Annotated in this window: 21 protein-coding genes; 16 read left to right on the top strand and 5 right to left on the bottom strand. The window is 49.6% G+C overall.

Annotation, left to right across the window (positions count from 1 at the left end):
* Nucleotides 1–47: 47 nt before the first annotated feature.
* The 15 genes from AB4875_RS06885 (at nt 48) to AB4875_RS06955 (ending at nt 11,769) form a co-directional block, all read left to right on the top strand.
* The gene (locus AB4875_RS06885; RefSeq protein WP_368375314.1) at nt 48–974 is read left to right on the top strand and encodes a LysR substrate-binding domain-containing protein; all 927 of its coding nucleotides are present in this window, start codon (nt 48–50) and stop codon (nt 972–974) included.
* Between the two features lie 115 nt (nt 975–1,089).
* Nucleotides 1,090–1,515, top strand: a complete 426-nt coding sequence (locus AB4875_RS06890) for a VOC family protein (protein ID WP_368375315.1) — start codon at nt 1,090–1,092, stop codon at nt 1,513–1,515.
* Nucleotides 1,516–1,567: 52 nt separating this feature from the next.
* Entirely contained in the window at nt 1,568–2,056 is a 489-nt protein-coding gene (locus tag AB4875_RS06895) for a GNAT family N-acetyltransferase (protein WP_368375316.1), read from the top strand.
* Between the two features lie 92 nt (nt 2,057–2,148).
* Nucleotides 2,149–2,592, top strand: coding sequence for a TM2 domain-containing protein (locus AB4875_RS06900; protein ID WP_368375317.1), 444 nt, complete (start codon nt 2,149–2,151; stop codon nt 2,590–2,592).
* Nucleotides 2,593–2,891: 299 nt separating this feature from the next.
* A complete protein-coding gene (cobB, locus tag AB4875_RS06905; protein ID WP_368375318.1) occupies nt 2,892–3,605 on the top strand; it encodes a Sir2 family NAD+-dependent deacetylase in 714 nt (237 codons plus the stop codon).
* A gap of 248 nt (nt 3,606–3,853) precedes the next feature.
* Nucleotides 3,854–4,252, top strand: a complete 399-nt coding sequence (locus AB4875_RS06910) for an ectoine synthase (protein ID WP_368375319.1) — start codon at nt 3,854–3,856, stop codon at nt 4,250–4,252.
* 607 nt (nt 4,253–4,859) lie between these two features.
* Nucleotides 4,860–6,167, top strand: a complete 1,308-nt coding sequence (locus tag AB4875_RS06915) for an ATP-grasp domain-containing protein (protein ID WP_368375320.1) — start codon at nt 4,860–4,862, stop codon at nt 6,165–6,167.
* A gap of 397 nt (nt 6,168–6,564) precedes the next feature.
* Nucleotides 6,565–7,098, top strand: a complete 534-nt coding sequence (locus AB4875_RS06920; RefSeq protein ID WP_368375321.1) for a GNAT family N-acetyltransferase — start codon at nt 6,565–6,567, stop codon at nt 7,096–7,098.
* A 53-nt stretch (nt 7,099–7,151) separates the two neighbouring features.
* On the top strand, nt 7,152–8,252 hold the full coding sequence (locus AB4875_RS06925) for a histone deacetylase family protein (protein WP_368375322.1): 1,101 nt from the start codon (nt 7,152–7,154) through the stop codon (nt 8,250–8,252).
* A gap of 51 nt (nt 8,253–8,303) precedes the next feature.
* Entirely contained in the window at nt 8,304–8,681 is a 378-nt protein-coding gene (locus AB4875_RS06930) for a hypothetical protein (protein ID WP_368375323.1), read from the top strand.
* A gap of 130 nt (nt 8,682–8,811) precedes the next feature.
* Entirely contained in the window at nt 8,812–9,150 is a 339-nt protein-coding gene (locus AB4875_RS06935) for a rhodanese-like domain-containing protein (RefSeq protein WP_368375324.1), read from the top strand.
* Between the two features lie 112 nt (nt 9,151–9,262).
* Nucleotides 9,263–10,084: a class II glutamine amidotransferase gene (locus AB4875_RS06940; protein ID WP_368375325.1), complete on the top strand. Its 822-nt coding sequence runs from the start codon at nt 9,263–9,265 to the stop codon at nt 10,082–10,084.
* 74 nt (nt 10,085–10,158) lie between these two features.
* Nucleotides 10,159–10,968 carry an ion transporter gene (locus AB4875_RS06945; protein ID WP_368375326.1) on the top strand — a complete coding sequence of 270 codons (810 nt, stop codon included), beginning with the start codon at nt 10,159–10,161 and terminating at the stop codon, nt 10,966–10,968.
* Nucleotides 10,969–10,988: 20 nt separating this feature from the next.
* Entirely contained in the window at nt 10,989–11,132 is a 144-nt protein-coding gene (locus tag AB4875_RS06950) for a hypothetical protein (protein WP_368375327.1), read from the top strand.
* 1 nt (nt 11,133) lies between these two features.
* The gene (locus AB4875_RS06955; RefSeq protein WP_368375328.1) at nt 11,134–11,769 is read left to right on the top strand and encodes an SOUL family heme-binding protein; all 636 of its coding nucleotides are present in this window, start codon (nt 11,134–11,136) and stop codon (nt 11,767–11,769) included.
* Nucleotides 11,770–11,872: 103 nt separating this feature from the next.
* Here AB4875_RS06955 and recQ read toward each other — a convergent pair whose 3' ends face one another.
* From recQ to AB4875_RS06980, 5 genes are all read right to left on the bottom strand, one after another.
* Nucleotides 11,873–14,017 carry a DNA helicase RecQ gene (gene recQ / locus AB4875_RS06960; protein WP_368377057.1) on the bottom strand — a complete coding sequence of 715 codons (2,145 nt, stop codon included), beginning with the start codon at nt 14,015–14,017 and terminating at the stop codon, nt 11,873–11,875.
* Nucleotides 14,018–14,023: 6 nt separating this feature from the next.
* Nucleotides 14,024–14,566 (bottom strand): DUF2058 domain-containing protein, encoded by a 543-nt coding sequence (locus tag AB4875_RS06965; protein WP_368375329.1) that lies wholly within the window; start codon nt 14,564–14,566, stop codon nt 14,024–14,026.
* A 152-nt stretch (nt 14,567–14,718) separates the two neighbouring features.
* Nucleotides 14,719–16,380, bottom strand: a complete 1,662-nt coding sequence (locus AB4875_RS06970; protein ID WP_368375330.1) for an NAD(P)/FAD-dependent oxidoreductase — start codon at nt 16,378–16,380, stop codon at nt 14,719–14,721.
* Nucleotides 16,381–16,416: 36 nt separating this feature from the next.
* Entirely contained in the window at nt 16,417–17,169 is a 753-nt protein-coding gene (locus AB4875_RS06975) for an SDR family oxidoreductase (RefSeq protein ID WP_368375331.1), read from the bottom strand.
* A gap of 99 nt (nt 17,170–17,268) precedes the next feature.
* Nucleotides 17,269–18,438, bottom strand: a complete 1,170-nt coding sequence (locus tag AB4875_RS06980; protein WP_438273531.1) for a BaiN/RdsA family NAD(P)/FAD-dependent oxidoreductase — start codon at nt 18,436–18,438, stop codon at nt 17,269–17,271.
* Nucleotides 18,439–18,835: 397 nt separating this feature from the next.
* Here AB4875_RS06980 and AB4875_RS06985 point away from each other — a divergent pair, with 397 nt between their 5' ends.
* A complete protein-coding gene (locus AB4875_RS06985) occupies nt 18,836–21,010 on the top strand; it encodes a glutamine synthetase III family protein (RefSeq protein WP_368375333.1) in 2,175 nt (724 codons plus the stop codon).
* The last annotated feature ends 266 nt before the right edge of the window (nt 21,011–21,276 follow it).

Genomic DNA, 21,276 nt, shown 5'->3' on the forward strand with positions numbered 1-21,276 from the left:
TGTATATTAGATATTTAATATACCTATTATCCATGAAGGTGATAATAATGATAAATCTGCGTTCGGTAGACCTGAACTTACTCGCTAGTTTTGATGCCCTGATGATTGAGGGTAATTTGACCCGTGCGGCAGATCGCATTGGCTTGAGTCAGCCTGCGATGAGCGCCGCGTTGCAACGCTTGCGGTTAACCTTTCGCGACGAGCTTTTTGCTCGTACTCGACAGGGCATGGTTCCCACCCCTCGCGCCATCGCCATATACCCGCCGATTTGTGAGGCGCTCTCCTTAATACGGAGCACTTTAGTGGCCGATGAGACCTTTGATCCCGAGCGGGCTCAGCGCAACTTTACGGTGGTGGTCGATAACTATTTTGAATCGGTGGCTCTAGGCCCCTTGATTGCGCTATTAAAGCGCAGCGGTGCGGGATTGTCGCTGGAAACAAAGGGCTTAGAGAAAGATACTATCAGCAGGCTGCAGCGCATGGATATCGACCTTTTGGTGGACTACGTCAGGCCAGACTCCGATGCTCTGCAAGCTGAGCAGGTCGGCGCTGAAAAACTGATTGTTATTGCTAGGCGTGCTCACCCGCGTCTTGACGCCATGTCCAAACACCGCTTATCGCTGGATCAATACCTGAGCGAAGAGCATGTGTTCTTGCCCGTTCGCAGTCGCGAGCGCAGCCAGCTAGAGCAGGTTTTGGGTAGTCAGACCTTCCCGCGTAAAAAGGCAGCACAGGTGCAGCATTTTTCGAGCATGCTGCCGGTGGTCGCGGCCAGCGACTTTCTCGCCGTGTTGCCGGCGCGTTTATATCAGGTGTATGAGAAAGCCTTTGATCTACAATGGTTTGAATTTCCCACTGACATCCCAGCCATTCCGGTTTGGATGGTATGGGCCAATGGCTTGCAGAATGACTCTGCCCATCGTTGGCTGCGCAGCACGGTAAAAGACGTTTCTGCGGGCCTGGTGGAAATCTAGGGTCGATGACACTAATGTCTTGCTGGGTGCCCAGTGCAGACACTCGACCTTGTTGGTGGGCCTTGCTATCGTCATTGTTTAGATAGTGCTTTTGCTAAAAAGTAGGAGGATTCCAATGCCCACCTCACTGACACATATTGCCATGCACGTTCACGATTTAGCCGCCTGTGTTGATTTCTATCGCGGCTATGCGGGCATGCGTGTCGTGCATGAAAGACCACACAACAGCGGCAAAGTGACTTGGATGGCTGAACCGGGCAGGGAAAAGGATTTCATTTTAGTGCTGCTTCCCGGTGGCCCGGGCAGGGAGCAAAACGATTATGACTTCTCGCATTTGGGCTTCGCGATGGAAAGTCGTGACGCCGTTGATGCTATTGCAGACCGTGCACGCGCGGACGGGATTCTGGTTTGGGAAACCCGCGATAACGACTACCCGGTTGGCTACTACTGCGGTGTGCGCGACCCAGATGGCAACTTTGTTGAGTTTAGTTTCGGTCAGCCCCTTGGGCCGGGAGCAGAAGAGATCGAATTTCCCCAGTGATTTTTATCAATTTGGTGAACTCGATGACCAGGCAAAATAAGGTGAATACTGTATGCAGCTAAAGCTGGCGGACTATAAGGCCGGCAAGGATCGTGAGGCGATAGAGATGTTGATGGCGCACTACGCCATGGACCCCATGGGTGGTGGCGAGCCGCTGCCCGATGATGTGTTGGCCAATCTCTGCGATGCACTTGCCACCGTTCCCAATGCCGCCACTATTTTGATTTACGATGAGCAAAGCCCCGTGGCATTAGCCACGGCGTTGCAGAGTTTTTCAACTTTTAAGTGCCAGCCGCTGCTGAATATTCATGATGTGATTGTGTTGCCGGAGTATCGTGGGCGTGGTTTGGCTAAGCGCCTGATGGCCGAGATTGAAAGTCTTGCTGTGCAGCGGGGGTGCTGCAAATTAACCCTCGAAGTATTGCAGGGTAATACTGCTGCTAAGGCGGTGTATCAGCGCTGCGGTTTTGCGGCCTATGAACTCGATCCACAACAGGGCCCGGCCCTGTTTTGGCAAAAAGACATAAGTGCTAAGAGCTAGCTAGGACATTGGCCCGCAGCATGGTAGCGAGTTATGCTGAGTAAATAGGGCTTCGATGATCAACTTACTATTTGACCAAGGTTTGGATATTTATGAAGGGCAAAATTCTCGATTTTAATTCCGTGTCGGCCGAGGGTGTTATCGCTGCCGAAGACGGAAAGCGCTATCACTTTGTGGGTGGTGAATGGAAAAGCGAAGGCGCGGCCCGTGCAGGCCTTCTTGTCGATTTTGTTGTCGATGGCGAAAGCGCCCAGCAACTATACTTGGATAAAACGATTGCGCCGGTATCATCCCGAAAAATTGCTGCTGCGCTGCTGGCGTTTTTCTTTGGGGGGCTTGGTGCTCATAAATTTTACCTTGGCTACAATAAGCAAGGCATCATAATGTTGCTGACCTTCTTGTTCGGATTTATTCTGCTCGGCCTGCCATCTATGGCTATCGCCATTATTGCGTTTATTGAATTCATCTTATATATCACTAAATCAGATGATGACTTTGAGCAAAGCTATATTGTTGGTCGCCGACCTTGGTTTTAAGTTAAATACAGGGCTGATTTTCGCTGTTGTGCGGGTGGCGAGTAAGGATGAATAATCCCAGATACTTTGATTTATTGATCAATAAAATTGCCTGGGGCTTGTTTGTTTTGGGGCCGGGCCCCTTGTTGCTCGTCACCGTATTAGCAAAAATTGGAATTTGGCCTGACTCCAATCCTAATCCAGTCGGTCTAGGAATCTTAGCGCTATTTACTTTTTGGCCGGCTGTCATTTGCCTTGTCACCGGCCTTGTCGTCTGGCTGTGGAAAAATCTCATTTTTAAACGGACATAGAGCCTGCTTATGCCATACCAACGTATTGTTATCCTCACTGGCGCTGGTATTTCAGCAGAGTCAGGTATAAAGACCTTTCGCGCCGAAGATGGCTTGTGGGAGGAGCATCGCGTTGAGGATGTGGCCACCCCTGAGGGTTTTGCTGCAGACCCAGTGTTGGTACAAAATTTCTATAATGGGCGTCGTAAGCAATTATTAAGCGACGCGGTAAAACCCAATGCCGCGCATTTCGCCCTCGCAAAACTCGAGCAGGAATTTGATGGTGAACTGTTAATTGTCACTCAAAATATCGATAACCTTCACGAGCAAGCTGGGTCTAATAAGCTTATTCACATGCATGGCGAATTGCTCAAAATGCGCTGTGCCTACACCGATATCTTATATCCCATAAAAGGCGATATAAGCGTTGATGATCGCTGCGAATGCTGCGGTATGCGCGGGGCCTTGAGGCCGCATGTGGTATGGTTTGGTGAGATGCCTCTGCAAATGGAAGACATATACCAGGCGCTGGAAACCTGCGATTTATTTATTGCCATAGGCACCTCCGGTAATGTCTATCCCGCAGCAGGTTTTGTTCGTCAGGCTGGGATTTCTGGCGCAAACACGATGGAAATAAATTTAGAGCCGTCTGCCGTGCAGTCGACGTTTTCCGAGCATCGCTATGGCTTAGCAAGTTCAGAGGTGCCACGGTTGGTCGCTGAGATTTTGAGTGTGTCTTTATAATTTTCAGTCATAGGACAATAAAAAATTTAGTTCGAAATTTAATTTATGTTCTCCTTCTCCGCTTTTAAGGGCGGTTTCTTTGCCACAATTCTGTGGCGGCGTTTTATGTGATAGACTACACGGCGTTTAATTTTATTCTTGCGACTGCTCTGTAAATTAAAATTAAGATAAATATGGAAGCAGGATCTATACTGGTAGATATTTGTAGTGCTTATTCGTAATAGTTACTTAACTAAAAAGGGATTAACATGAAAATTGTCAGAGTCCAGGACGTTATCGGAACTGAACGCGAAGTAGCCGGCGTCGAGTCTCCTTGGGTTAGCCGCCGCCTTTTGCTTAAAAAAGAAGGTATGGGTTTCTCCTTCCATGAAACCATTATTCCCGCAGGTTCAGAGCACGAGTTCTGGTATAAAAATCATCTTGAGGCTGTCTACTGTGTTGCTGGTAATGGCTCGATTACAGACCTGGAAACCGGTGAAACCCATCAGATCACTGACGGCACACTCTATGCGCTAGACAAGCATGACAAGCACTTGCTGCACGGCGGTACCGAGGATATGCGCTTAATTTGCGCCTTTAACCCGCCGGTTACTGGTCGTGAAACTCATGATGCTGACGGCGCTTACAGCCTAGTCGATGATGAATAAAACCGATTTGGGTCTAATTCGTTAAAAGTCAGATCAGCTCGCCGCGACCAGTCTTTGCTAGTTGCGGCGTTATTATGCTGAATTAAGCGGGGCTATATTTTCTTTCTAATTCCCGTATTTTTTTGAGCTATATAGATGGCCTTATTGTTTTTTTGAATGCGCTCTATTTTTTATTAAGCGCTACAGTTGGCGCTCAGATGTTATGAGGGCTGTCATCTTTATTGTGGCGTCTTAGTGCTCGATTTGGGTTTTGTCAACTTTTTGTGTTGAAACTTTTTTATTAAAAATAATATTTTTTATAAATCATAAATAAGTCTATAAATTCAGCTATAAGGTATCGTTATTTTCACTGAGTTAGCGCATTAGGAGTCGGCAGCTTTGCTGTCGTGGTTTCAATTTGCGGCCAAATAAGCTATATTGACGCAGAGATTGGGACGCACTGACCCGCTGAAATTAAGCCCAGTGAACCTCCATGAGCCGCAATGTCTCACCTAGTGTTTGGTCACTCAATCTCTTGTAAGCGAGATTGCCTAATTGCTCAGTTCACCGAAAACTCGCCCCTATGAGGGCGCAGCTGTATGGGTTAACCATAAAAGGAGAATATTGAATGTCGATCAAATCAGAAAAACAAATGTCAGACGCGGTAGCTGCCTGGCTAGAACCCGACATGGATTCCGTGAAAGGAACTGAAACTCCAAAGGACCCCAACAAAGGTTATATTGCGCTGCTTGGCTGGAGCGTCAACGCGATTAAGGCCGCGCAGAAGTTTGATCGCCGCTATATCGTGGTTGCTCCGGATTGGGCAGCGGATTTCTGTACTGCCAATAAGATTCCCTTTATAGCATGGGATTTCACCCGCCTGAATGATCGCTCTATGGAGATTGCGCAAACGCTAAAGGCGGAAGGCGTTGATGTAGCCATACCATTATTTGAGGAAACGGTAGAGTGGTCCGGCGCCATTAACTCGGTGCTACTCGACAGTCCTCGGATGTATGGTCAGTCTATTCTGTTTCGCGACAAGGCACTGATGAAGCGTCGCGCTCAGCTTGGCGGTATTCGTGTTGGTATTTTTGAGGAGGCCCACGAGAAGGAAGATATCGTTCGCTTCATGAAACGTGTCAATCAAACACTGCTTAAACTTGACGGTGACCCGGATGATCCTATTCACGTTAAGGCATTCGACAAAGCCGGTTGCCTCGGCCACCGAATGATTCGCACGGTAGAAGAAATCGACAACATTCCTGATGAAGAATATCCACTGTTGATGGAAAGTCACTTGGATGGTTGGGAGTTTGCCGTTGAGGCTTGGATTCACGACGGTAAAATTCAGTTCCTTAATATTTCTGAGTACGTAACTTTGGGTTACTCGGTTTTCGTGCCGGCTACTGAGCAGCTTGAGAGCTGGCGTCCAGCGATTACCAAGCAGATTGAGCTGCTTATCAAGACTTTTGAGATTAAATTCGGTCTCATTCACCCCGAGTACTTTGTGACCGCTGACGGCGAAATGTACTTTGGCGAAGTTGCCTATCGTCCGCCAGGGTTTAAGGCTTTCGAACTTATTGAGAAAGCGTACGGATTTAATGCGTATCAGGCGTCTATGCTTGTCTTCGATCCTAATAGCACCAAAGAAGAGGTCGATAACTTCTTTCCTCGCGAGGTGGTCGACGCCAAGGGCTATGCAGGTTGCTTTGGCGTGTATCCGCGGCGTCGGGTGATCAGCAAGCTCGAAATGCCTGCTGAGACGATTGATCATCCCTACTTCGAATCCCACGAGTTAGTTGCGCCTGCAGAAGAGACGGTGCCCGATCGGGCAGCTTTTGGTACCCATTGGGGCCTGATCTTCTTCTTTGGTGACAATCCCATCAAGATGCGGGATCTACTCAAAAGACAGGAAGACCTAGACTTCTACGTATAGATCCTTGACTTTATAAGCCTAGTTTCCCAGCGGGAAGCTAGGCTTTGCTGTTTCTAGCGCCGTAAATTTTTTTGCCCCTCTATAATCCCTTCTGTTTTAGCCTCAGACATCAAAGCTGAAGCAGGCTCTCGTATTTATTCTCCTTATGACTTCATCCGCATTGGCGATCGGTATACCGGCCTTTTCGATACCTTACCTTAGCTGAGCGTCGTGGCATCTGGTATTGTTGTTTGGCATTGATTCTGAAGATAATAGCTAAGTAAATAGCGCTGAAAAATTATTATGGAAAATGGTGTTTCAAAGATCGGTTTGCCGCGCAAAAGTGGCAGATCATGCTATGGTCTTCTAGCGATATGAAATAAATCTGATCTCTTTTTTTGGATGCGGGTGGTGTTCTATGCTTGCAAAAACGTACAGCCGTAAAGATCTATTAATACGCAAGGCCGAGGACGGTGATCTTCCGGTGCTGGTAGATTTCCTGGTTAAGTTAGCGCTCCATGTGACTGGTCCACCTTCGCAAAAGCTGAAGAGAAAAGAACGCAAACGCCTCTTAGATTTTCTCGCGGCAGCCCTTGGCGATAGCGATAAACTACTGGTGGTTGCGGAGCTGCCAGATACCGGTCTTGTCGGCATGGCCTATGTCTATATTGTGCGTAGCCAAGGCATATGGGAGCAGGCGGGTGACTATGAGTATACGTCTGGCATTATTGATGATATCTGGGTGGAGCCGGCGTTTCGCAAGCTGGGTATATTCAGTGCAATGCTGAGGCGGTTGATAGCGTTTGCCGAAAGCCGCGATGTACCCGAGCTCATTCTAGAGTACGCGATTTCTAATAAAGAAGCTGAGGCTACCTGGAAAAGACTGGGCTTTGAGGTTACCGGTGTTCGCGCCGCAGCATTTACCAGTTTAGTTAAGAGTAAGCTGGGATAAAGTTCGTAGAAGGTTTGGTACAGCATGTAATTAGCGGCAGTGGGAGGTGTTTAGTGATTGGTGATCGCAGTGTCACAGTTTTTTATGACGAGCTTATGCTTGGTCATAATCCCGAAGTTGATTTGCCCTTTTTGCCCAGTCGGGTGGAGAAGCGGGTCAGAAATATCCTCAAAGATCTGGACTTCAAATGGAGCTATCCGGAACATCCGGGCCGCTTGAACGCGATCAAGGAGTTACTGGACGCCGAGCCAATACCCGGTGTTCAATTCAAAGCGGGCCAGCAGGCCAGTTATGAACAGCTGGGACGGGTTCATACGACCTCTTATCTCGATCATATATTCTCCCTGGAGGGGAAGACCGCGTGGCTAGATAGTGATACTACCGCGGTGTCGCCGAATTCCATCAAGGCGGCGACCTCGGCGGCGGGTAGTGCTATCGCTGCGGTTGAGTGCGTGGTGAGAGGCGAATCGCAAAGTGCATTTGCACTGGTTCGGCCACCGGGGCATCACGCCGAACCGGTGAGAGCGCGGGGATTTTGCTTATTTAATAACGTCGCCGTAGCCGCGGCTCATGCTCAGGCTAAACTCGGTTGCGAGCGTATTCTGATCGTTGACTGGGATGCCCATCATGGCAACGGGACTCAGGACATCTTCTGGGCCGATCCCGATGTCTTGTTCTTTGATATCCACTGCGCTGCACCTTTCTACCCTGGTTCCGGCCATCTCGAAGAAGTTGGGGGTGGGCTTGGTGAAGGCTATAATATCAATGTGCCGATTCCCGAAGATGCCGGAGATATCGCCTTTGAAAAGGCATTTCGAGAGATACTGATTCCCGCTGCAGATTATTTTAAGCCGGATCTGGTTCTGATTTCTGCAGGCTTTGACGCTCACCGTAACGATATGGCCCTAAACCTTAGTTATGATGGTTTTGCAATGCTCACTAGTATCGTTCAGGGCATTGCTGATAAGCACTGCGAAGGTCGGCTGGCTTTTGTGCTTGAGGGTGGCTACAACCTAAAATCCCTGTCCCGTGGTGTTCACACTGTATTAGAAGTTCTAGCCGGTGGTGAAGCCCCGGAGAAACTAATGGAGCGCGGTTTTAAGGAAGTGGAAGATGCTGCGGAGTTTCATATGGATGCATTTAAAGATGATTAAGCGAGCAGTATTATTTAGCCGCTCTGAGCCGGCTTTATTAAGGATTATAATGTGAATATAGCCATTTCAATATTATTATTCATTGTGGGCCTTATAAACTTTGTTCCCGTTATTGGCGTTATGTCAGCAGACAGATTATCGAATGCCTATTCAATTGAATTAGTCGGCAACGATATCGTTGTCTTAATGCGTCACCGAGCTTTGCTATTTGGTATTATTGGTGGGTTTATACTTTATTCAGTATTCAATCCCAGCTACCAGATTGCAGCGGTGATAATGGCCGCAATTTCAATGCTTGGGTTTTTATATTTTGTTTGTGCTGTTGGTGACTACAATGGAGCTATTGCCAAGGTAGCTATAATCGATTTAGTAGGTATTGCAATTTTAGCGATTGCCGCTGTTTTAAAATTCGTCAATGAAAATGGCTAGCAAGACTTTAAAATAATCTTATTTTTACCAGTTTCCCCAGTAGTCGTTAATAGTATTTTTCAGAGATGCGCGTCTGCTTATTTGAGTATTTACATCTCAGTGGTTTTTTATTCAGAAATGAGGTTTGTGTATGAATTGGCGGAAATTAATAAGTTGCTGTGTTTTTTTTATTATCATACCTTTTTCTTCTATCTCCTATGCAGACCCGGTGTGGATTGATGTGCGCAGCGCCGGCGAGCATATGATTGACAATATCGAAGGCGACACTCGTATTTCACATGGCGAGATTGTTGCCGAGGCGAATAAAATGTTTAGCGATAAGGATACCGAAATAATCCTGTATTGCCGCAGTGGCGGCAGAGCCAGCAAAGCAAGATCGGCATTACTCGATGCTGGATATACTAATGTATCCAATGTCGGCGGAATAAATGACGCGCGCAAAGCAAGAGGTCTAAGCGAAGCACAGTAAGTTTGGGCCGTGGCTGATTAGGGCGCATAAGTTATACGCCGAGTATTGTTAAATTATTTGGCTGCGCAAGGGGCTGTCACCGGCTAGTCCACCACCCAAGGAGCAATCCAGTATGTGCGAATTACTCGGAATGAGTGCCAATGTTCCTACCGATATCTGCTTTAGTTTTGCAGGTCTTAGCCGCAGAGGTGGTGAGACCGGTCCCCACGTGGATGGCTGGGGTATCGTATTTTACGAGGAGGGTGGAGTTAGAGAGTTTAAAGACTATATGCCAAGCCACGGCTCCAAGCTTTCCCAGTTCTTAAGTGATTACCCCATCAAGAGCCATATTGTAATAAGCCATATTCGGCAGGCGAATGTGGGCGGTGTGGGGCTTGAAAATACCCACCCCTTCCAGCGCGAACTTTGGGGGCAAGCCTGGAGCTACGCGCATAATGGTCAGGTGCCCGCCGCTTTAGATCTGGCAAATACCCGGTTTTCAGCCATAGGTAGCACCGACAGTGAGCGTATATTTTGCTGGCTAATGGATTCCTTGGCGGCACGCTTCGATGCGGCACCTGATCCACAGGTATGGGCGGACTATTTAAGCGGTTTGTGCGAATCGATAAATAAGCTTGGTGTTTTCAATCTATTACTGACCAACGGCAATGCGCTGTTTTGCTTTTGCTCCACTAAGCTATGTTGGATCACTCGGCGTGCGCCCTTCGGAGTTGCCCAATTGTCAGATAAAGACCTAAGTATTGATTTTGCAGAAGTAACCACAGATAACGATATTGTTACCATGATCGCCACCCAAGCCCTGACCAATAACGAGGTCTGGCATACCATGGCGCATGGGGAGTGTCGGCTATTTGTGGCGGGAGAGAGCGTTTGGGAATGCCATACTAGGGCGGTTTTACATGCCAGTGCAGCATCGCAAGCAGACGGAGCTTAAATAATAGCTAGCAAGGGATAGTAGCTTCGCTACAATACGTGAGCCCTACTATTGCGAGAATTGGAGAATCACCTTTGCAGGCAAAGCTAACGTTATTTATTGAAAACGCAGTGACCCAAAGAGTGATCATTTCGCTGATTATTCTAAACGCCATACTTTTGGGAATGGAGACTTCCAGCGGGGCCATGGCGGTGATGGGGACGTATATAGTATTCCTTGATCAAGCAATACTGACGGTGTTTGTTGCGGAGATCGCCTGCCGCATATATGTCTATCGGCTCAAGTTTTGGAAAGACCCCTGGAGTCTGTTTGATTTTGCGGTGGTGTCCATTGCAATTATTCCGACGAGTGGCGCGTTCTCGGTATTGCGTGCGCTGCGGGTATTAAGGGTGCTGCGTCTGCTTACGATGATACCGTCTATGCGCCGCGTGGTGGGAGCCTTGCTCAGTGCCATTCCCGGTCTTATCTCAATCGCCGTTGTCTTGCTGATTATTTATTATGTATTTGCAGTTATTGCCACCAACCTGTTTGCTCAGGACTACCCGCAGTGGTTTGGTAGCCTGGGCATGTCCTTGTACACGCTGTTTCAAATTATGACACTGGAAAGCTGGTCTATGGGCATAGCGCGGCCTGTTATGGAGACCTTCCCCTACGCCTGGGCCTTTTTTATACCCTTTATCTTAGTTGCTACCTTTACCATGCTGAACTTGTTCATCGCGATTATTGTTAATGCGATGCAAACCTTTAGCGAGCAGGAGCACAAAGAAACCATCGAGGCAGTAACCGTGCTAGATAATGATCTGCACGGAGAATTGAAACTTTTGCGCCAAGAAGTGCGAGAGTTAAGGCAGTTTCTTACTGATAAGACCCTGCCGCCGAGCTAGCTTTTTTGACGGTATTTTACGTGCCGTCTTTACTCAAAGTGAAAGTTGCTGCGGCGAATAGTGAGAGCGCCTATGATGGCGCAATGCTAGATCGTTTGAAGGAATTTATGCTACTTCACAAGCTGCGTGCGGGTTTGACGCAGTTCAAAAAGAAGGCGGGCTAATATGGGAAATCTACTAAGGGCGGCATTGGTTTTTGTTGCTGCGATGTTGGGGCTGGGAAATGCTATGGCGGTAGAGGAAGCGGAATACGCGGTCGAACTCAAGGAGCAATCCTTTGAGTTGCGACTTTACGAGCCCCATCTTATTGCTGAAACCCTAGTAGACGGAGAGTTTGACGAGGCCGGCAGTAAAGCCTTCAGGCGACTTTTTAAGTATATATCCGGCAATAATCAGTCTCGTGAAGAACTAAAAATGACTGCCCCGGTTGGTCAAGGCGCAGCCAGTGAGAAGATCGATATGACTTCGCCTGTGGGGCAGCAGCGTGAAAATGACCAGTGGGCGGTCAGCTTTATGATGCCCGCAAGCTATTCATTGGAGACTCTACCTGAACCACAAGACCCCATGGTGGTCCTGCGTCAGGTGCCTGCTCGCCACATCGCCGCGATTCGGTACTCGGGCTTTTGGAGTGAAAAATCGTATCTACTCAATAAGGCAAAGCTGGACGCTTGGATTGAGGAAAAAGGCTTCACGGTAGTGGGCAAGGCGGAATGGGCGCGTTACAACGCGCCATTCACTCCCTGGTTTATGCGCCGGAATGAGGTGTTAGTGCCTGTTATGAATCCTTCGGGAAACGACTAAACATCGCGCTATCATCGGCGGACAGGTTTCTGCAGTTCTGGTTTTTAATTGCTATGCCATGAATGTATAAACGCTCAGTAATCTGAGCGATTACTGCGGCAGTCTAAATACTTAGCGATACTTTGATCGCTTTCAAAATATTGTAATCGTACTCGCCGTCTAAGGCCTCAAAGACGCCTTTCATTTTGCCGTCTTCGCTTAGCTCAAAAGCAAATTGAATTTCTTTTATTTGTGTTTCATTCAGGCTGATTACGTCGCTGAGTGCAAGTTCGCCGTTGGCGATACCTTGGCAGAGGTGGGCGTAGATAGTGTTAGTAGATAACTTGCGCTCGCTTGCGATATCTTCTGGCGACTTTCCCTGTTTTAAAAGAGAAATACTGTTGGCGGCGGTGTCATTGATGCCGTCATTTTGATCATTGTCACTGCCGGCAGTCGCCAGAATAATATCTAAAAATCCCTGACCATAGGCCTCTAGTTTTCTTTCGCCGATACCGGATATGCGGCCAAGCTGCTCTAGGTTTTGTGGTTGACGCTCGGTCATTTCAGCGAGGGTGGCATCATGGAAAATCATATAGGCGGGAATACTTTGTTCCGTTGCCAGGATTTTACGGTGATCGCGCAATGCATCCCATAAGGTGTTGTTTGCGGCGCCAGAAAAAGTGCGGGTTTTGCGGCCTTGGCTTTTCTTGCTGATTTTGGCCATTTTCCGCAAAGTCAGTTGTTCTTCACCTTTTAATACCGGCCGGGCGGTGTCGGTGAGTTGCACGCTGCCGTGCCCTTCAACATCAATATGTAATAAGCCCCGAGCAATAATCTGGCGGTATAAGGTTCGCCACTCGGTGCTGTTTAGCTCGGTGCCAATACCGTAGGTGGAAATTTTATCGTGACCGAATTGGCTAATCCGGTCCTGTTCTTTACCGAGTAATACATCTACTAAATAACTTACGCCAAAGCGCTGCCCGGTGCGGTACACGCAGGACAGTGCCTTTTGTGCGGCAACGGTGGCGTCCCAGGTTTCTGGCGGTGTGAGGCAGTTGTCACAGTTGCCGCAGGGATGATCTAAGTTGTCGTCAAAATAGCGCAGCAAGGCTTGGCGACGACAGGTGGCGAGTTCGCAGAGTCCGAGCATGGCGTCTAATTTATGTTGTTCTAGGCGTTTTCGGCCTTCCTCTGCCGTGGAGTTGCCCTGCATTTGTCTGAGGGTAATCACGTCTTGCAGGCCGTAGGCCATCCACGCATCGGCGGGCAAGCCGTCACGACCTGCACGACCAGTTTCCTGGTAATAGGCTTCAATACTTTTGGGTAAATTTAAGTGGGCCACAAAGCGTACATCGGGTTTGTCTATGCCCATACCGAAGGCAATGGTGGCGACGATGATGACGCCGTCTTCGCGTAGAAACCGCTCCTGATGTTGCTGACGCATTTCGTTGCCCAGGCCTGCATGGTAGGGCAGTGCGGTCATGCCTTTGGTGCTTAGCCACTGGGCGACTTCGTCTACCCGTTTGCGCGACAGGCAATACACAATGCCGGCTTCGCCTTCGTGCTCGTTCAGAATAAAGCGTAGTAATTGCTCGCGGGCGTTGCCCTGATTTTCGGTAATGCGGTAGCGAATATTGGGTCGGTCAAAACCGTCGTTGAAAACCCGAGCTTCTTGCAGTGACAGGCGCTCGATGATTTCCCGCTGCGTTGTGCCGTCGGCGGTGGCGGTGAGGGCGATACGTGGAATATCGGGAAAGCGTTCGTGGAGAATCGATAGCTTGATGTACTCGGGCCGGAAGTCGTGGCCCCACTGGGATACGCAATGGGCTTCGTCGATGGCGAATAAGGCCAGCGGCGCTCGGCTTAGGAGGTCGAGCATGCGCGGCATCATTAAGCGTTCTGGCGCCACATAGAGTAGATCCAAGTCGCCATTCATCAACGCGGTCTCTACGCCGTTAACTTCCATTGCAGTTTGGCTGGAATTTAAAAATGACGCTCTAATGCCGTTCTGACGCAGCGCCATCACCTGATCTTGCATGAGTGCGATCAGCGGGGAAACTACAATAGCAGTGCCTTCGCGAACCAGCGCGGGAACCTGAAAACATAGCGACTTACCGCCGCCCGTTGGCATGAGTACCAGCGCGTCACCGCCATTAACAAGGTGATCTACAATCTCCGCTTGCTGGTTGCGAAAGGCGTCGTAGCCGTAAATTGTTTGCAGGACATGTAAGGCGGCGTCTGCGGGTTTACTGGTGTCAGTATGTAAGATAGTGCATTACCACATTAGGTCGTCGGGGATTTGGTAGGCTGCGTAAGGATCGTCTTCTTCCACGGCATCGTTGCTGACTTTGGTGTTGTGCACTAGCACCGCGCTGTCGTCGCGCTGGGCAATTTTATCGGCAATGGCCGCAGGCACTAACTCATAGCCGTCTCTTAATTTAACCAGGGCAATCACGCCTTTGATTAATTGCGTTTGCAAGAGTGCGTCGACGTATAGTTTTTTGATTTTTTTGCCATCAGTGAATTGATAGGCGATTTCGCCGCGTCTACGGTCAATCTTGTTTAGCGTTATCAGCTGAATGATTTGGGCTTTAATCGCTTTCTTGTCGGCTTCGGCCTGGCGCTGACGATTGAGTTCGCGATCGCGCTCGACTTTTTCGGCAAGGGCGCGTTTGGCGGCTTCTTTACTTTCGTCAACAATGACTTGGCCTGTGGCCTTGGCCTGCTTAACTTGCTTGCGCTTTTCTTGATTAAGTTGCTTGGCCTTCTTCTTGTCGACCATGCCTGCTTTAAGAAGCTGCTCTTGCAGAGATATCATGCAATAACCTCCCTATGCCTGTGTGAGTGTGTAATGTGATAGCCGTGCCTATTCTAAGCTATTCGCGTCTGCGGAGCTTGGGCTTATTGCGGTCATTTTTGAACCGGGGGCTCAGCGGCTGTGGACGGTGAGCAGTTAGTGTTCGAGCTGGCTTAACGTCCGCTGGGTATGGCGATATCCAGCTTTAGCAAATCGATGGCCACGGCTTCCGCGATCTTTATGCCGTCAATACCGGCTGACAATATACCTCCAGCGTAGCCTGCGCCTTCTCCTGCGGGATAGAGTCCGCGGGTGTTTAGGCTTTGATAATCCTTGCCGCGTTTAATACATATTGGCGACGAGGTGCGGGTTTCTATGCCGGTGAGGATGGCGTCGTTCATGGCAAAACCTTTGATCTGTTTGTCAAAGGCGGGGATCGCTTCACGAATGGCCTCATTGGCAAAGTCGGGTAGCGCTTTTGATAGATCGCCCAAAGACACACCGGGTTTATACGAGGGCGTGACGCTGGCGAGCTCGCTTGATGGCGTGTTGCGCAAATAGTCGCCAACGAGCTGCGCCGGGGCATTGTAATTTTCGCCGCCGAGTTGATACGCCAAGGTTTCCAAGGAGCGCTGTAAATCGATACCCGCTAATATGTGCTCGGGATAATCTTTTTCTGGCTCAATGCCGACCACAATAGCGGAGTTGGCATTGCGCTCATTGCGCGAGTACTGCGACATGCCATTGGTGACCACCCGGCCCTCTTCAGAGGTGGCTGCCACTACCGTGCCACCGGGACACATGCAGAAACTGTATACGCTGCGACCATTTTTACAGTGGTGAACAAGCTTGTAGTCGGCCGAACCTAAAATGGGGTGGCCGGCTTGCTCGCCAAATCGCGCTGCGTCGATAACCGATTGCGGGTGCTCAATTCTAAAGCCGATAGAAAAAGGTTTAGGCTCTATATAAACGCCTTGATCTAGAAGCATTTCAAAGGTGTCGCGGGCGCTGTGGCCAATAGCCAGAACCACATGGCTGCTTGGCAGGTGTTCGCCGCTACTCAAGGTTAAGCCGGTGATTTGGCCTTGATCATCGCTAGTCGCTTCGCGGTGAATGGTTTCTACTTTGGTGTCGAAGCGAATTTCGCCACCTAGGCGGGTAATTTCAGCGCGGATATTTTCCACCATCTTAACCAGCTTAAAGGTCCCAATATGGGGCTTGCTGACCATCAATATTTCTTCGGGTGCGCCGGCCTTAACAAATTCGGTCATGACTTTACGACCGAGGAAACGCCGATCTTTGACCTGGCTCCAAAGCTTGCCATCAGAGAAGGTGCCCGCGCCGCCTTCGCCGTATTGCACATTGGATTCGGTATTGAGTTTACCCTCGCGCCACAGCCCCCAAGTATCTTTGGTGCGCTGGCGTACGTCTTGGCCGCGCTCTAACACAATGGGCTTAAGTCCCATTTGCGCAAGCACTAAGGCCGCTAAAATGCCGCAGGGGCCAAAGCCGATAACCAGCGGCCGCTGCTGATCTGCTGCTGGGAAGTTGCTTTGTGCCTGAGCGAGTAGTGTGTATTCAGTATTGGGGCTGGGACCAAGAAAGGACTTGCCTGCAAAACGCGCCAGTAATGTGGCTTCGCAGGCTTCGCTTACCGCGATATCTAATTGATAAATTAACTGGATATCGCCTTTTTTGCGGGCGTCATAGCTGCGCTTGAATATGGCGACTGAGTGAAGATCCGCGTCCTCTATACCCAGTCTGGCCAGAATGGATTTACGTAGGGCCGCTTCTTCGTGGTCTAGCGGCAGTTTCAAGTCGTTGAGTCTGAGCATTAAGAGGCGTCGTGGTGTACTGGAAAGCGCGCTATTCTACCACGGAATAGTTTTGTGCTCCCAGTCGATAAATGTCGCTTCTGCTGGCGAGTCTTCAAGAGTGTTGGCGGTCTGCTGCATTAGCTCAAGTAGACTGTTTGCGACAAAGGCAGGAGAGAATAACTTGCCCTCTGGTACGGACGCCTGAAACGGCCGCGACAGGGCCGAGTCGGTGGTGCCGGGATGAAAGGCGATTAAGCGAACATTTTTTGCGCGCCGGCCGTATTCAATAGCAGCGCTGCGAATGCCCATGTTTAAAGCGGCTTTCGACATGCGGTAGCTATACCAGCCGCCGAGATGATTATCAGCGATACTGCCAACGCGCGCACTGAACACTGCCATGACACAGGCTTGGGGTGATTTTAATAGTGGCGCTAAGGCTTTCATCCACAGCATGGGCGTGAGGGTGTTGCTTTGCATAATGGCCATCATGGCCTCAGCGCTGATGTCTTCTAAGCGCTTTTCTGGTTTGATATTGTCGTCATGCAGGCGACCATTACAAATAATGACACGGTTAATTTTGCCGCGTAACGGGGAGAGTTCGGCAATGCATTTGCCAATCTCCGCTTCGGAATTGTCACATTGTAGATAGCTAAGTCCCTCGGTTTCGGGGATGGCCGGGCGGGCTCGGCTAATAGCCACTATGTGCGAGGTGTCAGCCATCGCACTGACGGCGTGAATACAGGCAGACGCTAAGGCGCCGCTCGCGCCAATAACGACGGTGATTGGCAATGAGTCAGGAGTTTCCATACGTTTGATACCGTGGCGCTAGAATAGTGCCTATCTTTACGGCGCTGCGGCATAGCTGGATTTATCGCCGGGCTTTGCGCTGTCAGTAAAGTGTGGGTATTAAACCACAAGGCCGGCGCTATAACCGGATGACCATGCCCATTGAAAATTGAAGCCCCCCAGCCAGCCAGTCACGTCAACTACCTCACCAATAAAGTAGAGTCCGGCTTGGTCTTTGGCCTCCATAGTTTTGGAGCTGATACCGGCGGTATCGACGCCGCCACGGGTGACTTCTGCGGTGCGGTAGCCCTCGGTACCAGACGGTTTTAACTGCCAGTTATTGAGTTTTTCACCGATGCCTATGAGCTGTTTGTCGGAAAACTCCCCCATCGGCTTGTCGGCCTGTTCATGCCACCACAGCCACTGCAGTTCGGCGACCAAACCCTTGGCTAGTTTATGGCTTAGCACGCTTCTTAGCAGACTTTTAGCCTGGCTATGTTTGGCATTGACTAACCAGTCAGCGGCGTTAATACCGGGCAGAATATTCACAGTGATGACGTCGCCGGGGTCCCAGTAATTTGAGATCTGCAGCGCCGCCGGGCCAGAAATGCCGCGATGGGTAAATAGAATGTTTTCGGTAAAGCTCACTTTATTGGTGGAAAGCTCCACTTCCAGTGCCAAGCCGGCGAGCTTTTCGCAGAACTGTTTCATGGCGTCGCTAAACATAAAGGGGACCAAGCCGGCATGGCGTTTAGTTAGCGCTAAGCCGAACTGCTTGGCAATATCGTAACCGACGCCACTGCCGCCAAGGGTGGGAATGGAGAGCGCGCCGGATGCCACCACAAAGGATTGGCAATGAAATTCTTGCTCGGTGTCCTGCTGATTTACGGTCAGTTGATAGCGTGATGAGCCCGCAATGTCTACTTGGCAAGGTGCTATTGAGACAAGTTCCGAATGGGTGCGAATCTCTGCGCCGGCCCCGGCACACTCCTCTAGCAGCATATTTAGAATATCTTTGGCTGAGTTTAGGCAGAAAAGCTGGCTGTGACGGCGCTCTTCATAGGGAATATTATAGCGTTCCACCATGCCGATAAAATCCCACTGGGTATAGCGGTTTAGGGCGGCTTTACAAAAGTGCGGATTGGCAGAAATGAAGTTGTCGGCTTCGACGAAATGATTGGTGAAATTGCATCGTCCACCGCCAGACATCAGTATCTTTTTGCCCACCTTATTGGCTTTTTCTAATACCAGTACGCGGCGGCCACGCTGGGCTGCGGTGATCGCACACATCAGGCCCGATGCGCCTGCACCAAGAATGATCACGTCGTATGTCTTTGCGCTAGTCGACACGGTGAGGGCTTCGCTGTAAGTGGTTTTGCATGAGCGGGAAGTGGGCTGGCTCTGTAAAAGAGGCGAAGTATACCGACAAAATCCGCTGTCTTATACGCGCAAGCGCCGCGCCACTGACGTGCATAGCCGTATTTGTCGAGGGCTATCTGTATAAGCTCGCTTTTCAGTCGCCTACATTGAGGTAAACAGAAATATTTGCTCCGGTAACGCAGTTTTAGGTTAGGCTGGTGCAGATTTTGCAGGCATCCGCCTAATCATTTCAGTTCCTGGTCCTCTCAGCAAACTCGAGTGATACAGATTACTTAATTTTCTAACTAATAAGGCGAGGTCTCCTTACATGAGTCGCAACCAAGCGCGTGTTCAAGCTGTTTCCCAAATAGTAAATCGTAAAACCACAGACGTTACGATGCCTGAGCCTCTGAGCAAGATCTGGGCAAGCGATGTCTTTAATCTTGCGAAGATGGAGGAAGCGCTGTCTAAAAACGCTTTCAAAGCCATCAAGACTACCGTACAAACTGGCGAGCCACTTGCTCCAGCCACCGCTGATGTTGTCGCTGCGGCCATGAAAGATTGGGCGCTTGGCAAAGGTGTTAAGTTTTTCTCGCACATTTTTTACCCCATGACCAATGCCACTGCTGAGAAGCATGATGGCTTTATTATTACCAATTCAGATGGTAATGCGATCACCGAATTTACCGGTAGCTTGTTAATTAAGGGCGAGCCGGACGGTTCATCCTTCCCCAACGGTAGCCTGCGGATGACCAATGCGGCGCGCGGATATACTGCATGGGATCCAAGTAGCCCCGCCTATATTATGCACACCGATAACGGCGCAACCTTGATGATTCCTAGCGTTTTTATGAGCTGGACAGGTGAAGCGCTAGATAAGAAAATCCCTTTGCTGCGCTCGAATTCTGCCATGAATAAAGCAGGTCAGCGGGTGTTGTCGCTGATGGGCGAAACCGAAATTGCGGCGCTGAACTCTAGCTGCGGTGCTGAGCAAGAATACTTCCTGATTGATTCTAACTTTGCCAATAGTCGTCCAGACTTGCTGTTGGCCGGCCGGACTTTGTTTGGCGCAGCGCCAGCTAAAGGCCAGCAGTTTGATGATCATTACTTTGGTGCAATCCCTGAGCGTGTTCAGATCTTCATGCAAGACTTTGAAGACCAGCTTTACCGCTTGGGTATTCCAGCTAAGACCCACCACAATGAAGTGGCTCCCGGTCAGTTTGAAATTGCACCTTACTTTGAAGCTGCAAATGTCGCATCTGACCATCAGCAGCTGCTCATGACAGTGCTGAAATTAACGGCAAAGCGTCATGGTTTTATGTGTCTATTACACGAAAAACCCTTCGCTGGTGTTAACGGTTCAGGCAAACACGTGAACTGGTCAGTGGGTAATGCAACTCAGGGTAATCTCCTTGATCCAGGTAGCACTCCCCATGAAAACATTAACTTCCTGCTCTTTTGTGGTGCAGTAATTCGTGGCGTGCACCTTTATGGCCCGCTTTTGCGCGCCGTTATCGCATCTGCATCGAACGATCATCGCTTGGGTGCAAACGAAGCCCCTCCGGCTATCCTGTCTGTTTACTTGGGCGACCAGCTTGAGCGCGTGTTTAACGATATCAAAGAAGGCAAGTTGCTGAAGTCAGAAGTTGGCGGCCTTATGGATTTGGGCTTGAGCCAAATTCTTAAATTTGAACGCGATCCCGGTGACCGTAACCGTACTTCTCCGTTTGCTTTCACCGGTAACCGTTTTGAGTTCCGTGCGGTAGGTTCTTCTGCCTCAGTCTCAGGTCCGCTGGTGGCGATGAATACCATGTTAGCTGATTCATTGAACTGGATTGCCGACAAGCTTGAAGCTGAATTAGCAACTGGTACCAGTAAGCCGGTAGCCGCAGTCAAAGTATTGAAGGAACTGATGGACGGCCACAGCAATGTTATTTTTGGTGGCGACGGATACTCTGCAGAATGGCACCGTATGGCTGTTGAAGATCGCGGCTTGAAGAATCTGCCGACCTCGGCTGATGCCCTACCTGCACTGCGTGAAGAGTCTGTTGTTAAGCTGTTTTCTGGCACCGGGGTATTAACGCCGGTTGAGCTTGAAAGCCGTTTTGAGGTTTATTCGGAGCAGTATCTGCTGTCGATTGAAGTAGAAGCCAAGTTGGTTGTTGATATGGCCACTACTAGCATTTACCCAGCAGCTATTGAGTACTTGTCGCAGCTGGCTGGTACCGCGTCTTCAATGGCAGCATTGAATATTACTTTGGACAGCGGAGTAGCTGCCGCTGTTGCTAAAGAAGCCAATGCCATGATGACCTCGGTCGCTGCCTTAAGCGCTGCATTAGACGTCCACGATTTTGACTCTACTGAAGCGCATATGCAGTATTCGGCAAGCACCTTGTGTAGCTTAATGCTCGAAGTGCGTGCTCATGCAGATGCCTTAGAAGCACTGGTCGCGGATGACTTGTGGCCACTGCCTAAGTACGCTGAAATGCTGTTTATTAAATAATACTGCGGCGGCTTTCACCGGCCGTAATAGTGTTACTTGATGACGCAAAAACGCCCTCACCTGAGGGCGTTTTTGCGTTTAGGGTATTTCTCTCGCCATCGACTCTCAGAATATATTGCTTGGGCTTGCTTCGATTGATCTTTTGTTCCCAGAGCAAAACGCTTCGCTGAGTAAATGCGGGTGGCGTCTGAAGGCAGTATTGGGCAGTCCGCGCCTTAATGTCTTGAAGCTAAAGTCTGTGATGTATTTAATATGCCTGAATAGGG

It is taken from the genome of Zhongshania sp. R06B22, from assembly GCF_040892595.1.
Classification (GTDB): domain Bacteria; phylum Pseudomonadota; class Gammaproteobacteria; order Pseudomonadales; family Spongiibacteraceae; genus Spongiibacter; species Spongiibacter arctica.